The organism is Corynebacterium sp. MSK032 (assembly GCF_030232065.1).
Lineage (GTDB): Bacteria > Actinomycetota > Actinomycetes > Mycobacteriales > Mycobacteriaceae > Corynebacterium > Corynebacterium jeikeium_D.
On sequence record NZ_JASPJR010000006.1, the window covers coordinates 125,789 to 139,642 of the forward strand.

The 13,854-nt window shown below is 57.3% G+C and carries 15 protein-coding genes and 1 tRNA gene; 14 read left to right on the top strand and 2 right to left on the bottom strand.

Going from position 1 to position 13,854, the window contains the following annotated elements; all coding sequences use genetic code 11:
• The first annotated feature begins 45 nt into the window (after nucleotides 1-45).
• The 10 genes from QP995_RS05130 to QP995_RS05175 all read left to right on the top strand — a co-directional run bounded on the left by QP995_RS05130 (nucleotide 46) and on the right by QP995_RS05175 (nucleotide 8,053).
• Nucleotides 46-486, top strand: coding sequence for a MauE/DoxX family redox-associated membrane protein (locus tag QP995_RS05130; protein WP_048733317.1), 441 nt, complete (start codon nucleotides 46-48; stop codon nucleotides 484-486).
• Nucleotides 487-630: 144 nt separating this feature from the next.
• Complete coding sequence (locus tag QP995_RS05135; protein ID WP_070429782.1) at nucleotides 631-1,362, top strand: DsbA family protein; 732 nt, start codon at nucleotides 631-633, stop codon at nucleotides 1,360-1,362.
• A 175-nt stretch (nucleotides 1,363-1,537) separates the two neighbouring features.
• Nucleotides 1,538-1,613: transfer RNA gene (locus QP995_RS05140), tRNA-Ala, on the top strand.
• Between the two features lie 179 nt (nucleotides 1,614-1,792).
• The gene (locus QP995_RS05145) at nucleotides 1,793-3,046 is read left to right on the top strand and encodes a tyrosine-type recombinase/integrase (protein ID WP_126107916.1); all 1,254 of its coding nucleotides are present in this window, start codon (nucleotides 1,793-1,795) and stop codon (nucleotides 3,044-3,046) included.
• A gap of 647 nt (nucleotides 3,047-3,693) precedes the next feature.
• The gene (locus tag QP995_RS05150) at nucleotides 3,694-3,948 is read left to right on the top strand and encodes a helix-turn-helix domain-containing protein (protein WP_070549923.1); all 255 of its coding nucleotides are present in this window, start codon (nucleotides 3,694-3,696) and stop codon (nucleotides 3,946-3,948) included.
• Nucleotides 3,949-3,950: 2 nt separating this feature from the next.
• The gene (locus tag QP995_RS05155; protein WP_070549922.1) at nucleotides 3,951-4,316 is read left to right on the top strand and encodes a hypothetical protein; all 366 of its coding nucleotides are present in this window, start codon (nucleotides 3,951-3,953) and stop codon (nucleotides 4,314-4,316) included.
• 3 nt (nucleotides 4,317-4,319) lie between these two features.
• Nucleotides 4,320-4,946 (top strand): hypothetical protein, encoded by a 627-nt coding sequence (locus QP995_RS05160; protein WP_284852983.1) that lies wholly within the window; start codon nucleotides 4,320-4,322, stop codon nucleotides 4,944-4,946.
• Nucleotides 4,946-6,292: a hypothetical protein gene (locus tag QP995_RS05165; protein WP_284852984.1), complete on the top strand. Its 1,347-nt coding sequence runs from the start codon at nucleotides 4,946-4,948 to the stop codon at nucleotides 6,290-6,292. The genes QP995_RS05160 and QP995_RS05165 overlap by 1 nt, the downstream gene beginning before the upstream one ends.
• A 576-nt stretch (nucleotides 6,293-6,868) precedes the next feature.
• Nucleotides 6,869-7,504: a helix-turn-helix domain-containing protein gene (locus QP995_RS05170; RefSeq protein ID WP_284852985.1), complete on the top strand. Its 636-nt coding sequence runs from the start codon at nucleotides 6,869-6,871 to the stop codon at nucleotides 7,502-7,504.
• A 381-nt stretch (nucleotides 7,505-7,885) separates the two neighbouring features.
• Nucleotides 7,886-8,053 carry a hypothetical protein gene (locus QP995_RS05175; protein WP_256890731.1) on the top strand — a complete coding sequence of 56 codons (168 nt, stop codon included), beginning with the start codon at nucleotides 7,886-7,888 and terminating at the stop codon, nucleotides 8,051-8,053.
• 980 nt (nucleotides 8,054-9,033) lie between these two features.
• Here the strand turns inward: QP995_RS05175 and QP995_RS05180 are convergent.
• A complete protein-coding gene (locus QP995_RS05180; RefSeq protein ID WP_284852986.1) occupies nucleotides 9,034-9,279 on the bottom strand; it encodes a hypothetical protein in 246 nt (81 codons plus the stop codon).
• A 280-nt stretch (nucleotides 9,280-9,559) separates the two neighbouring features.
• Here QP995_RS05180 and QP995_RS05185 point away from each other — a divergent pair, with 280 nt between their 5' ends.
• Both QP995_RS05185 and QP995_RS05190 read left to right on the top strand, forming a co-directional pair.
• Complete coding sequence (locus tag QP995_RS05185; protein WP_048732964.1) at nucleotides 9,560-9,994, top strand: pyridoxamine 5'-phosphate oxidase family protein; 435 nt, start codon at nucleotides 9,560-9,562, stop codon at nucleotides 9,992-9,994.
• 179 nt (nucleotides 9,995-10,173) lie between these two features.
• Nucleotides 10,174-10,770: a TetR/AcrR family transcriptional regulator gene (locus QP995_RS05190; RefSeq protein WP_052317807.1), complete on the top strand. Its 597-nt coding sequence runs from the start codon at nucleotides 10,174-10,176 to the stop codon at nucleotides 10,768-10,770.
• 65 nt (nucleotides 10,771-10,835) lie between these two features.
• On the opposite strand, the gene nadE is transcribed toward QP995_RS05190, so the two are convergent.
• Complete coding sequence (gene nadE / locus QP995_RS05195; RefSeq protein WP_070566300.1) at nucleotides 10,836-11,687, bottom strand: NAD(+) synthase; 852 nt, start codon at nucleotides 11,685-11,687, stop codon at nucleotides 10,836-10,838.
• Nucleotides 11,688-11,725: 38 nt separating this feature from the next.
• Here nadE and QP995_RS05200 point away from each other — a divergent pair, with 38 nt between their 5' ends.
• Nucleotides 11,726-13,207: a sugar porter family MFS transporter gene (locus tag QP995_RS05200; protein ID WP_152681247.1), complete on the top strand. Its 1,482-nt coding sequence runs from the start codon at nucleotides 11,726-11,728 to the stop codon at nucleotides 13,205-13,207.
• 251 nt (nucleotides 13,208-13,458) lie between these two features.
• Entirely contained in the window at nucleotides 13,459-13,581 is a 123-nt protein-coding gene (ykgO, locus tag QP995_RS05205; protein ID WP_005511141.1) for a type B 50S ribosomal protein L36, read from the top strand.
• The last annotated feature ends 273 nt before the right edge of the window (nucleotides 13,582-13,854 follow it).

Sequence of the window (13,854 nt, forward strand, 5' to 3'; positions counted from 1 at the left end):
ATTGGGCTAGCTGTAAACAGTTAGCCTGTACTAACATTTCTGTGTATGAAGAATTTCGTAGGCGTGGTGGCACGATTCGGCCTGGCTGCAGTTTGGTTGTACTCGGGTCTTATCAAACTGCTGAACCCGCTGGAATCGCGTCAGGCAGTTCAAGCTTATGAGCTGCTGCCGAGCGATTTGGTGCCGATGGTAGCGGTTGCGCTGCCCGCTTTCGAAGTCATCCTTGGACTCCTGCTGGTATTGGGGCTTTTCCTGCGCCCGGTAGCGGTGTTGTCTGGCGCGCTCTTGCTGGTGTTTATCGGCGGCATTATCTCGGCGTGGGCGCGCGGCCTGCAGATTGACTGCGGTTGCTTTGGTGGCGGTGGCTACGACGAGAACGCTGACGCGGTTTCATATCTAAAGTCAATCGCCCGAGACATCGGTTTTCTGGCCTTGGCTGTATTTGTGTACGTGTGGCCGTGGAAGAAGTTTGCCATTTACGCCTAGTCCGCTGGCTAGAGGGGAAGCCTAGGGGATAGGCCAGGGGAATGGGGCAAGGTGATGGGGCCTAGCGATGCGGCCTAACAACCATTTCCGTTTTCTCAGGCGCAATTGTGTCATTGGCAAGAAAACACCGCTATCGTAAGCGGTGTGAGTCAGAAGATTAAGAATCCAAATGAAAAGGGCAGTGGCTTCGTCGTCGGCCTGATTGCTCTTCTTGCTGTCGTTGCAGTTGTTATTGGTGGCGTTATCTACATCGGCCGGTCGCAGCCGATTGAGGGACTGCCAGATGAGGACGTCGACTTCTCCGTCGCACTCGACGGCGATGTCATCCGACTGAGCAAGGACGGCGCCGAAGGGGCTAAAACAGCCACGATTTTTGAGGACTACTCGTGCCACTACTGTGCTCAGATGAGCGAAGAGGGCCACGATGATGAGCTCAAGGCGCTAAACGACGGCAAGCTTGTCGCTGAATACCGCACGCTGAACTTCCTGGATGGTCAGGAGAAGGAGCAGCGTGACGGTCACTCCACTCGCGTCTTCGCGGTTGCCCGCAAGATTGCTGAGACCGGTGATGCTCGCGCATATTGGAACTTCCGCACGATGATGATGGCTGACCAGCAGAACTCTGTCACGTGGAGCGATGATGAGTTGGCTGACCGTCTGGAGCAGCTCGGTGTTGCTGACGAAATTGTCAGCGAAGTCCGTTCCGGCATCGACACCACCGAGGCTAAGGCAAGCGCAAATGCCAACTTCGATGACCTTGAGAAGCGCTTGGGCAAGGTTTCCTCACCGCACGTCTTTGTCGATGGCAAGGATATTCTGGAGAACATTTCCGGTGATGGCGGACTGGGGCAGTGGGTCAAGGTGGCCCTGCGCTAGGTTCCGTGCACGCTCACACGATTCATCTTCAGTTCATGTTCGGCAGATCTGCTCTAGGGCACTCGACGAATACGTAAAAGAGTGTTCTACATGCGGATTTGGTGATACATGACAGTGCCATGTAGCCTTTGAGGAGTCCACAGCGGAGGGTGAAAGCCACTTCGATGTTGATTCTGGGGCTATGGCGCAGCTGGTAGCGCACCACACTGGCAGTGTGGGGGTCACGGGTTCGAGTCCCGTTAGCTCCACCAGTAGAAAAACCCTCGGTCGAAATGACCGGGGGTTTTCTTGTATCTACCCTGGTAGCGACTGGTTTCAGTCTACATGATTAATGTCCTGTTGTGGACTCGGATAGACTGGAATCTGGCACAAATCTGGCATATCTGGCACAAATCTGGCACGCCCGACATGACCACCACAGGCGGAAACAATGGCATTCGGCAGTATCCGAAAACTCAAGTCTGGAAGATTCCAGGCTCGCTACACCTACCGGGGGCAGGAGTGTAAAGCCCCTGACACTTTCAAAACCCGCGGCCTTGCTCAGGGTTGGCTCAATGAAGAAGAAAAGCTAATCAGTTTCAATGAGTGGACACCACCAGAGCAGCGCGCGGCGGAAGAGCAGCTAGCGCAGCAGCGCCACGCCCTTACCGTGGAAGCATGGCTAGAGCAGTATCACGACGGCCTTACGGTCCGCGCGTCCACGCTGCAGATCTACCGGCGTACCGTCCGCAACCGCATTACTGACCCGCGGCCGCCTGGTGATGTGGACCCGGACATTACCCGGCTTGCTGGTATTCCCCTTGTGGAACTGACTAAAGCCGATGTTTATTCGTGGTGGGACGGTATCACCCGCGTGTATGACACCCCGGAAACCAACCACAAGGCCTATGTGCGGCTTAAAGCGGCGTGTGATGAAGCTCAGCGACGTGAGTTGATAGACCGTAGCCCGGTAGAGATTGCGGCCGCTAAACGGCGTAGAGAGCGGGAATTACCGTATCTGCCAACCACGGAAGAGCTGCATGCCGTGGTGTCTGCAATGAAGCCGTCTTACAAGCTGCTGACCGTGTTGTGTCTGTTCCACGGCTTGCGTATCGGTGAAGCAATCGCTCTGGAAGTGGACGATGTTATTTGCGATGTGCCGGTGCCGTATGCCCCTCGGTACTCGATTCGGGTTAGGCAGAATGCTCAGCGGATTACACCGGACGGCGGTAGCACGTACATGCTGGTGCAAAAGCCTAAGAGCCAGGCGGGTAACAGGGAGGTCCCCTTTATGCCGTCAATGGTGCCGCTGTTGTGGGAGCACCTGGCTAAGCATGTAGTCCCGGACTCGGTGGCGCTTAATCTGGCTGATGAGCTCGGCGGCGGCACGCGTCCGGCGCGATTGCTCACCACCACCGGGGCGGGCGAAATTGTTATGGATACGTCTTACCGGTCGGTGTTGGATCGTGCTACTAAGCGGGCGGGTGTGTCTGAGCGGATTAAACCGCATTCGGGTAGGCGCTGGTTGGTGACCCGGCTTGCGGAAGAGGGAGCGCATGTAAAAGAGATTGGCCGCATTCTCGGTGATGATGATTTGAGTGTGATTATGGGCATTTACATGCAGGTTCGGGCTGAGCGGACAACGGAGCTTATGGACGTGGTGGACGTGTCGGTTACGGCGGCGCGTCGGGCAGGGCAGGAGTAGAGATATGGCTGAAAAGAAAAGTGAGCGGCACCGGCTTGACGGTTTGACTATTCGCGTACTTGATGGGCGGTACATCATGGGAGACCTAATATGTGGGCTTCGACTCATTGGAGGGCGCGTGTCGTGGAGAATCTCAGTTGTGAACCGTTGGGGGGATGATTTCATCCCAGATTGGGTGGTGGGCCCCCGCCAACGGACTTCACAGCTCTGGAGGGACTACCATATTGACCGGGGTTCTGGGAGGCCTAAGAAGTCCTGGTATGTGGTGTTCCCTGACTTCCGCATTCGTGAGGAAAAGCTGGCGCCGATACTAGACGCGCTAATACGCGAGGACATTTATGAGGTTCAGTATTCGGCTCTAAGGCGTGCGCTCGGAATGTAGCGGCCAGTGCAGTCCTGACGCGAGCATGTGAGGCCATGATAAGGTGAAAGAAGTTCTTCACATTTGGTTTGAGCCGTATCACTGTAGTGAAGCCAGTCCACTCCGATTCCGGAGTGCAGGGCCGTTAAGAACGGGACTAAGACGGTGGATGGCAGAGTTTCTACTGTCCCTAGCGCCTAAATGCGGCGCTTTGTAGTAAAGCCCCGATTCGTTGGGGATTACTACTCGTACCCAAAATAGGTACGTGGGAAAGAGTGTAGAACTCATGTCTAATGTGTCTCGCACCACAGCGAACACCGCCACATCCAACGCCCGCCTGGCGCGTAATTTGAAGCCCCGGCTTATGGGTAGCGTAAAAGACGCTGCAGGCCGCTGGGCAATCAGCGAAAAGACTATCCGGCGCATGATCAACGCCGGGGAGCTCGTCGGCTACTATCCGACGCCCCGCACCCTGCGTGTGGACATGCTCGAGCTCGATGCCCTCATGGAGTCCCGCGCCACCCGCAAGGTGGTGGCGTAACAATGACTACCAACTACGCCCCAGCCGATTCGCTGGCCTACATCAATGAAAATGGTCTAATCGACGCGGCCATAGAAGCGCTGTACACACTCTCAGACGATATGAGCGCGCCCGAACAGGCAGACCTTGCGGTAACTGTTCTGGAGACCCTGAAGAAGATCCTTGCGTATGAAGTCCGGGTACACCGGCTTGATACAGCCACGCACTACAGCAATGACATCCCCCTGCGTGTTACCGGGCTAGAGCCGTATGAAGAAGTCGATACCGACGGCGTGCGGCATACGGGAGTACGTCCGTTCACCACCTGTATGCACCCCAGTGGTGCGGTAACCCACCCGGCTATCGACAACGGCGGGGAGGTGGCGTAACCCATGGCTGAAAAGAATATCCCCGCGCCGGGCCAGCACGGGGACAATCAAGCAAGTTTCTACCGCCATACTAACCCAGTAGGGCAGGGAACACCTAGCGTGTGGGAGTCCTTTGCGGTACAAACACTTGCCTATCTTGTCTCCAGTACGGCGGAAACAGCGCAGTTCGCTATCGCCCGGCGCGGCTTAACCGTGCAGGCGTTCCCTAGGTTGTATCAACCGGCGTTTGAGGTGCTGCTAGGTGGTGTCCTGGAGCTGCTGGAGACGGGCCGGGGCCAGGAGACTGTGAACGTTGTGCAGTTCGGGCAGCGTCTGCATGAGCGGCAAGGCCCGGTGAGCGTCCGGGTAATGCAGCGGATTACCGGAAGTGGCTGCTACCGCGCCGATAAAGCACTGTGTTTCGCTGAGCTTGGGCTGATTAATGTTGCGGCGTGCCTGCTGGTTGAACAGTCTGGTTTTGCGTCCCTGGTGCAGGCTCAGGCGGGTATCCAACGCTGCTTAGACGAAGCAACTTTGGTCGGTACTGGTGAAGTGGTGGACCGCGTTCTGTATGCGCAGGCAGCAGGGCAACGCGCGCTGATCAACGGGCAGCAGGTCCGGGCTTACTCTCCAGCTCAGGGGGTGGCCTAATGCCTAAGATGACTGCAAGCGACGTGAAGCAGACAATGCAGCGCGCGGAAGCAACCGCGGCTAGGGTCGGTGCGGATATTCCGCTGGACTCGGTACTAACCGCACAAGAGTGGGAGCAGCTGCATAGGGACGTATTCGACGGCTCAGACACGCTCGAGCACCTACGGGATTACGCCCGGGCCCACTACGTGCCACCGGTCGCATTCCTGCTTGTGACGCTGACAAGGATTGCGGCGGCAAGCTACCCAACTACCGTTAACGCTGGGCTGGGCCCCACACCACTTAACGCCTATCTTGTGTTGGTCGGTGATTCCGGTATGGGCAAGGATTCGGTAATCAGTCGGTCTACTAAGGCCTACTCACTGATCCGCACCAGTTTCCCGGAAGTGCTGGAAGAGCGGCCGCTAGGCTCGGGTGAATCGCTGGTATCCGCGTTTATGTCACCCGCGCCGGACAAAGATGACCCGGCCCCTAAACCTAACCCCCGGGTGCTGTTCACGGAGACGGAAATCAGCAACGCCGAAACATTGATGAAGCGCGACGGGGCCACGCTTAGGCAAAACCTGCTGAAGCTCTACAGCGGTAGCACTGTCGGTAATGCGACGAAAAACAGTGTGGACACCGTAGCCGGGGGCACGTATTCCACCGGGCTGATTATCGGAGCCCAGCGGGGCAGGGTAGGGGCGCTGCTGGATAACCCCGATGATGGATTGCCCCACCGGTTCATGTGGACGGAGTTGCTAGATCCGAACGTGCCTAGCCAGTTGCCTAAGGTTGGGCCAGAGTTGGACGCGGTGCAACTGCCTAAGGCCGGGACGGTAATCCGCGCGTGCGATAAGGCCAGTAGGCAGGTGAAGCAGCGCAGTAGGTTGCGGCTCACTAAGGGCTATACAGGCGGGCTTGACTCGCACCTGTTGTTAACTCGGGTGCGTGTCGCTGCACTGCTGGCAGTGTTTAGAGGGCACGCGGAAGAGCACGGCTTTACCGATGATGATTGGCGGCGCGCGGGCGCGCTCGTAGCGTACTCAAAGAAAGTACGTGAGTCCTGTAATGAACGCCTGCAGGCCTCAGCCGTGGTCAAGCAGATGACACGTGAAGAAGCAGAGTATGCAGCACGTAGGAAGCGCATTCACCAATTGGTCTACAAGGCGTTAAAGGATAGTGAGCAGGTGCGTGTAAGCGAGATTACTAATCCTCAACGTAGGTGGCGTAATGACGCTGGAGACATGATTGCGGAACTGGTGCACGCTAAGGCTATTCGCTACGTCGATAAGCAGTGTTGGATTATCTGCAAGGGTGAAGCATGGCAGGACTTTGTAGCTTCCCTTAGTACCCGTCCTAAGTGACCTATTCGACCTAACCCCAGGTAGGCGGTGGTTTCCAGTGTCCTAACCACCGTCCTAACCCGTCCTAACCTAGGACACGAAGATAGGACACCATAGGACACCACATAGGACACCAAAAAACGCCCTGACCAGCACATAGGACACTTAGGACACTTAGGACAGGGGGTAAGAAAAAAGGACGTCCTAGCCTAAAGGGAGCAGCCCGGCGCGCCGGGCCGTCCTGTGGCTAAAGACCCCTGGGGGCTATCCCCTCCGCGAGACTAATCCCGGCCCCCGTCGGTGTAGGTGTGAGGGCCGGTTACAGGTCTGGAGTTTTATACCCCAGGGGGATAACCCCCGGCCCCAGGGTATGTGTCGCCCGGTTGGCAATGGCGCTAGGGCTGCGCCTGGCCGTGGGATTCCAGGCCCAGGGGGTGACCCCCTCCCCAGCCTGCCGTGTCGGTCGGACGGCATTGCTGCGCTGTTCGTGTACGGGTTTGAGCATTTTCGCTTTTTCGGCGTCGGTGGCAGCAGATAGTAGTGTGAGACGGTTCAACGCCACACGAAAACATTTGCTAAGTGAACTAGTATGAAAACATGATGGTTCACACGTCAAACACACCTGAACAACAGGCCATTGAAACCAGGCTCACCACAGCACTAACCACTATTGCGCGGCTGGCAGAAAACCTTAATGACTTAATCGGCGGTCATGGCCGTGTCGCTAGGTTCGGGGAAATCAGGCGGCGTAATCCACGCTCAACACCGCCGTGTAACTTGAGCTGGTTGCAGTTGTCGATAGAGCTGCAGGACCTACTCAAGTGCGGCGTGCTGCAGGCACGCGCTGACGGCGCTACAGGCGTTCCACGCGATCGCAGCGGTGAAGCACTTGCTTGGTGGCTAGCAGGCCACAGCAACCAACTAGCAGCCCTACAGTGGGTTACCTCGGGCCCGTGGTGGTCCCTGCGCTCGGGCAGTAACGGGGTCTCATGGCTCGATGAAGTAGAGCTGTATGCCGATACCCTGCAGAGCGCTATCAACCCACCCGAAAAACACCCACCAGCAGGCAGCACGCTAGAGGTCGCCACCTGGTGCGGCGTATCCGCTACCTCGGTCCGCAATTGGCGGCGCGCTGGAAAACTGCAAGGGTTCTGGAACGGCAAAAAGTGGACCTACAGAACTAGCGACGTGCTGAGGGTGAAAGAAGAAATGGCGGCGCGCCGGGCGGGTTAGTCGGTGCCGGATAATCCGGGTGCGTGCTGCAGTCTGTACTCGGTGCGCGGTCATCTTGACCGTGCAGGCCCCCGGGAAATCTTAGGGCGGTGGCTCGCCCGCGACTCTCTCGGCTCCTGGTGCTCGCTTGTCTCTCTCCCCTTTTGTTTTGTGGTGCTAATTAATTAGATGGGGAGGTAGCCCTGGCGACGCTCACGGCGCTAAAGGGCACTGCATAGCTGCAGTACCTCCCCCGGTGGCTAGCGGTGTCGAACGGGCCCAAAAACAGGGGCCGGGTCGCTGCTACTCGGTGGCGATTACTGCTGGTTGTGAGGTGTTTCTAGGGTGTGGCGTGCCGTAAACTATCGGTGTCAAAACGTAAAGGGCATATGAGGTGTTTGCATGAAGTTAGAAGCTGACAAGTGGCAACTGCAGTTTGATGAGCTCACGGCGCTGATCCGGTCGCTGGAAGCAATGGAGCCTAAACCGGCGAAAGAGATTGTGGCGGCGTATGCGCAGCGGGCGCGTGCGATTGAGCAGCTGGAAAAGTCCCCGTTTGGCAAGCGCTAACAGGTGGGCGACGCTTAAACCTAAGTATTCTGTCTAGTCTTAGATTTCCCTCTAGACGGTATGGTTAGAGCATGGGCAAGGGATTAGGCACTACTCAGCGGGCAATACTGACAGCACTACGCACACACACTTACACAGAGCTGCAAAAATGGATAACGGCCCACCCCGGCAGGCAAGAGGTGTTTCTATTGCCCATGTTGACCGCTGAGGTCGCAAAAGCCGTAAACCGTTCACCCCGGCAAGTGCTGCAGGCTATGGAGGGCTTAGAAAAGCGGGGGCTAGTTGAATCCTCCCTGTCATGGAGTGAATGGGTACCCACTAAGCGACGCACCGCGCCGGGCCGTGACCGTATCCCGCTAGAGATCATTGACCAGGGGGCTATACGGCGGGCTGTGGCCGCGGCGGAAGAGCAGCTGCAGGGTTGGATACCCCGCTATACGGACCGCTGGGGAGAAGAGCATTACCCGGACAAAGTGCGGGTTACTATTCAAGTCTGGAATGAACGATATGGCGGCGGCTCGGTGATTGAACGGCCGGTTATGTCTCGGGTGTTTTCGGCTGTTCTGCCTACTGGGGTGCGTGTCGAAGATATTGGGCCAGCGTGGGTAGGGGAGTTCGGGGATTAGCGCGCGGTAATCCGCATGCCGGGTTATTCTGTCGGTGCCCCTGTTGACTGTGAGACTATGGCATTGGCCCTACTGCTGGCAGCGCATCCCCCCCCTGCGTGCTGGTGGTAGGGCGCTTTTTGTCTCGGTGAATTTTACGCCGGTGTAAGATTCCGTGCGTGTGGGGCTTACCCTCGTTGACCTGCGCAAAACCCCTGTTCACAAACGCATTCTAAGGCGTTGAACGACGGGAGCACGTACCCTAACGCCCCTTAATCGCTTACAGGGCGTTCTACAGCACCGGCCCCAACCTGCGATTATGTAAAAACCGGGTGATTCTTACACTTAGCATGGCCGGGCCGGTCGCTTAATGACTTAGCTGTTGTTGGTATCGCCCGGCGCGGCTCGGTGCGCGTCACGGGCGGCCTCAAGAGCCATTTGAACTTCCTTGTGTGTGTCACGGCCTGCGATACGGCTAAGCGTGTCGGTGAGGGTGTTCACGTGCTCAATGGTGAGCGGCACGCCCTCGTTGATCTCCTCTAGTAGTGGGAGCTCGGGGCAGACGATACTCACGGTGAGTTCCTGCAGTTCGCGGAGCGCGTGGGCGGTGTAGCTGGACATAATTGTGTTGATCCTTTCTAGTTGGTTCGGCGGCTGTTTTTGGAAAATGTGGCACAAATCTGGCACGCTCGAACGGTTAATTTTTTTCGTAAGCCGTCTACCTGCGTAAATGCTGCTAGTTTGTGAAGCCCCGTTAGCTCCACCAGTATGAAATCCCTCGGTCGAAATGACCGGGGGTTTTCTTGTATCTACCCCTGGGTAGTGTGCTCGCCGTTTACCTCAATGATTGGTAATCCGTATGGCTGTAGCAACTTTGTCTGAACGGTGGAATACTGGGGGTATGGCAAACAACGACTCCGTTATTCAGAAACTGTCCACCGAAGAATCCCTTGAGCTGCTGGCTACGCAGACTTTTGGGCGACTGGTTGTTCGTCGTAAAGACGATATGGACCTTTTCCCGCTGAACTACGTCGTTCATGAGGGAAGCATTTACTTCCGCACTGCCGAGGGGTCGAAGCTCTTTACTGTTTCTCTGAACCACGATGTTCTTTTTGAGGCCGACTTTGTTGACAAGGATGCTCAGAAGGCCTGGTCGGTCATCGTAAAGGGTGACGCAGAGGTTCTCACCTCCCGCGCGGATATTAACGCTGCAGATGAGCTGCCGCTGAAGCCCTGGCTGCCGACGTTAAAGTACAACTACGTGCGCATTACCCCGAACGATGTTTCGGGTCGCCATTTCCACCTCGGGGAGGAGCCGAATCGCTACGAAGTGTAGCGGTGGCATACGGCACTTTTGCTTTACGACGGTGGGGGCTCCGTCGTGAAGCAAAGCTTGTAGCGTGCAAAGGCAGCTTTTAGTGACTGAGCACCGCCGTTAGCTGTTTTTTAAAAAATTGTTGGGTTAAATTACCCAAAAGCGCCCTAAGTGAGATTCAACGCGTTACAGTCGCAAATGTGACGTGCACCATAGAATCGACCGATGGGGTGCCAGCGCAGCCCGATGTGCGCAGGCAGTCCCCACGTATGCAGAAGATCGTAGATGAAGCGCGCGCGATGCTGCGCGAATCGGGCTGGAGTGCTATCAGCATGCGCCGCCTAGCGGCGCGGCTCGATGTGAAGGCGCCATCGCTGTACAAGCACATCAGCGGCAAAGAAGAGCTCCTTCAGCTGCTGCTGACCGAGAGCCTCGAGAATCTGGGCAAGCGTATTCACGCTGCCATTGATGAGGAATGCACTTCGGCGTCTCTGCTGCAGGCGTACCGCCAGGCAGTTCTCGACGATCCGCATGGTTACCGGCTGATGAGTCGCACTAATTTCGTGAATGTCGTCTCGCCTTCGTCGTTGGATGCCTGGATTCGTGATGCATTCATTAAGGTTGCCGGCGATGAGCCTAAGGGATTGGCCATGTGGGCGTTCGCCCACGGTTTGGTGACCGCCGAGCTCGTCCAGGATGGTTCACCTGCGCTGGAACCCAGCGCCGAAGCCGGTGTGGCAGACAGCTTGGCCGCAGTTGGGGCTATTTGGGACGCTGGAGCGGAGGCCTTCTCTTAAGGGGTTTCTCTTAAGGGGTTTGCTGCTCTGTCCGGGACGCTGAATCGGTGGCCCGGGGCAGCAGCCTAGCGCCACCAGGAATCGGCCGGTCCGGGCGGGACGGCTCGCTTGTGCCGGGAAATGGAGTAGAGGTGCTCGATTCGCGCGGCATCCTCATCTGAGACAGACTTGCCTTCGAGGTAGTCGTCGATGGCGGTATAGGTCACCCCGAGCGCAACTTCGTCGGGAAGCGCAGGTCGATCTTCTTCCAGGTCGGCCGTCGGCACCTTCTCCCACGTACTGGCTGGTGCGCCGAGGTGGCGGAGTAAGGCCGCGCCCTGGCGCTTGCTCAGCCCCTGCAGCGGGACGAGGTCGCAGGCGCCGTCGCCGTGCTTGGTGTAGAAGCCGGTGACCGCCTCCGCGGCGTGATCTGTGCCGATGACCAAAGCGCCGTCAACACCCGCCACTGCGTACTGGGCAATCATTCGCATGCGGGCCTTAATATTTCCCTTGTTGAAATCGCTGATAGCGCTGCCGGCCAGGGCATCGGTGACCTGGGTGGTTATCGCGGCAGTGGCCGGTGCGATATCGATAGTTAGCCTTTGGTCAGGCTGAATGAATTGCAGTGCCACCTGTGCGTCGTCCTCATCGGCCTGGACGCCGTGGGGGAGGCGAATGGCAATGAAAGTGGCATCCTCACCGCCGTCGCGAAGCTTTTCGACGGCCAACTGCGCTAGACGCCCGGCCAGCGTGGAGTCTTGGCCGCCAGAAATTCCGAGCACGAATCCCTTGGCGTGCGCGGTGCGGAAATAATCGCAGAGAAAATCGACTCGGCGGCTGATTTCCTCGGCGGCATTGATGGTGGGCTGGACGTGGAGGTCGTTAATAATCTCCGACTGGAGGGGATGCGGGAAATCCTGTGTGCCTACTGGTGTCATGAGCCTCACTCTACCGCTAGTTCTGGATGGGAAAAGGGATGATTTTCCTGCCAGAAGAGTGCCAAAACTCTCATCTTTATCGAGTAAGTGCTGTTCGGATAGGGGGTCTTTGCCTGGACGGTGGCAAGATTTCCAGCGTGAGTACAACCGAACAGAATAAGACTGGACCGAACCGGGAAACCACCACAACTCGGTCGATAGCCGTGGCTATCATCGCCGCTCTGGGCGGCCTCCTCTTTGGTTACGACACCGGTGTCATCTCGGGCGCGCTGCTGTATATCCAGCGCTCTTTTGAGCTGACTCCAGGACAGGAGTCCACTGTCACCGCCATGCTCTTGGTCGGTGCGGCTATCGGTGCGTTCCTGGGCGGTCGCGTAGCGGACTCTCTGGGGCGCCGTGGCACCATCCTGCTCGGAGCGGTCGGCTTCATCATCGGCAGTATCTGGTGCGCTTTCGCTACCAGTGCTTTTTCGCTGGGTGCTGCGCGTACTTTGCTCGGCGTCTGTATCGGTGGTGTTTCCATCGTCGTACCGATGTACATCTCCGAAATGGCACCACCGCATGTGCGTGGACGCCTGGTCAGCCTGAACTCGCTGATGATCGTGATTGGTCAGCTGGTGGCGTTCCTCACCAACTCGGCCCTAGCCTCCTCCGGTAACTGGCGACTCATGCTTGGATTCGGTGCCGTCCCCGGCATCGTGCTGCTCATCGGCATGCTGGTTCTGCCGGACACACCGGCTTACCTCGTCCGTCGAGGACAGGAGGGCAAGGCGCTGGCCGTGCTGCGTCAGATGCAGGGAGATGAGGCGACGTTGGCTGAGGTTGCCGTTGGTGAGGCGTCGTCAAGCGCCGATCAGCGTGCAGCAGAGCGCCTGGCCGTGAAAACCCCGTGGGTGCGACGCACCGTCATCATTGCGATGCTTATTGGCGTGACGCAGCAGGTCACGGGCGCGAACGCGATTATGTATTTCGCGCCGACGATGATGAACAAGGTTGGCTTGTCGACGGAAAGCTCTGTCTACACCTCCATCATCATCGGTATCGCCTCGGTGATCTCGTGTGCAATCGGTATGAGCATTATTGACCGCGTTGGTCGCCGGCGAATGCTGATTATCGGTTTGGTGGGCTGTGCAAGCTCGCTGCTCGTGCTGGCGCCCGTCTATGGCCTGTCGAGTAACTCTTCGACGGGTGCCATGATGTCGCTTCTGCTGATGACTGTATTTATCGTATTTCAGCAGGCGGCTGTGTCGGTGGCGACCTGGCTCCTGATTTCCGAGATTGTCCCGACAGAAGCCCGTGGCCTGGGTATGGGGCTGGCAGGTCTCGCGCTCTGGGTTGCGAACTGGTTTGTGGCGCAGGCATTTCTCCCGATGGTGGATGCTGTCGGTGGTGCGTGGTCGTTCTTCTTCTTTGCCATCACGGGCGCAATTGCGCTGGTATTCACCATCAAGGCGGTGCCGGAGACTTCGGGCAAGACACTTGCCGAGGTCCGCGAGTACATGATTGCCGCTGCCAAATAGAGAAGCGGAGGCAGTTGCAACGTGGGGAGTCGCAATCTTGGGGTTGACCGTCAAAGGACATGTTTCCCCCGGATTTTTGGAGTTATTCCGCTTATTAGGTAGTATGGCAACTCGTGTCGTAACGCATACTCTTTGATATTTCTTCGGATTATCAGGAAGGGTGCGTTGCCAGGCAGTCACTGGGGTGATTGTCCGGGGAGAGTGCAGTGTGCACATTCCCGTTTCGGAGCCGAGTAGAAAGGAGCGCCCGAATGAAGGTCCGCAAGTCCCTTCGGTCGCTGAAGAACAAGCCGGGCGCTCAGGTCGTGCGCCGTCGTGGCAAGGTCTACGTGATCAACAAGAAGGAGCCGCGCTTCAAGGCCCGCCAGGGCTAAGCCTTATTTAGGCTAGCGCGAAGCAAATAGCTTCCTCATTTATTGCCAAAACCGCAATCTGAAGTCGCAGTTTTACTGTGGCTAAAGGTTGCGGTTTTTGGTTTTTAGGGAGGGGAGGTTCAGGCGGTTACTGCGTTTATGGCTGGCGGCGGTGGGGCGATGGAAGTTACTGACTACGTTTATGACAGAAATGGCTCGGTAGGTTCAGGCGGTGAATGCATCACCACTTTCGACCAGGAGAAGTAGTGAAGCAAACCCGCCGAACGAAATACA

Coding starts and splice junctions, on each gene's coding strand:
- QP995_RS05170 (WP_284852985.1), top strand. CDS start 6,869: ATGATGGTTCACACGTCAAACACACCTGAACAACAGGCCATTGAAACC.
- QP995_RS05200 (WP_152681247.1), top strand. CDS start 11,726: ATGATTTTCCTGCCAGAAGAGTGCCAAAACTCTCATCTTTATCGAGTA.
- QP995_RS05180 (WP_284852986.1), bottom strand. CDS start 9,279: ATGTCCAGCTACACCGCCCACGCGCTCCGCGAACTGCAGGAACTCACC.
- nadE (WP_070566300.1), bottom strand. CDS start 11,687: ATGACACCAGTAGGCACACAGGATTTCCCGCATCCCCTCCAGTCGGAG.
- QP995_RS05175 (WP_256890731.1), top strand. CDS start 7,886: ATGAAGTTAGAAGCTGACAAGTGGCAACTGCAGTTTGATGAGCTCACG.
- QP995_RS05155 (WP_070549922.1), top strand. CDS start 3,951: ATGACTACCAACTACGCCCCAGCCGATTCGCTGGCCTACATCAATGAA.
- QP995_RS05165 (WP_284852984.1), top strand. CDS start 4,946: ATGCCTAAGATGACTGCAAGCGACGTGAAGCAGACAATGCAGCGCGCG.
- QP995_RS05150 (WP_070549923.1), top strand. CDS start 3,694: ATGTCTAATGTGTCTCGCACCACAGCGAACACCGCCACATCCAACGCC.
- QP995_RS05130 (WP_048733317.1), top strand. CDS start 46: ATGAAGAATTTCGTAGGCGTGGTGGCACGATTCGGCCTGGCTGCAGTT.
- QP995_RS05145 (WP_126107916.1), top strand. CDS start 1,793: ATGGCATTCGGCAGTATCCGAAAACTCAAGTCTGGAAGATTCCAGGCT.
- QP995_RS05185 (WP_048732964.1), top strand. CDS start 9,560: ATGGCAAACAACGACTCCGTTATTCAGAAACTGTCCACCGAAGAATCC.
- QP995_RS05160 (WP_284852983.1), top strand. CDS start 4,320: ATGGCTGAAAAGAATATCCCCGCGCCGGGCCAGCACGGGGACAATCAA.
- ykgO (WP_005511141.1), top strand. CDS start 13,459: ATGAAGGTCCGCAAGTCCCTTCGGTCGCTGAAGAACAAGCCGGGCGCT.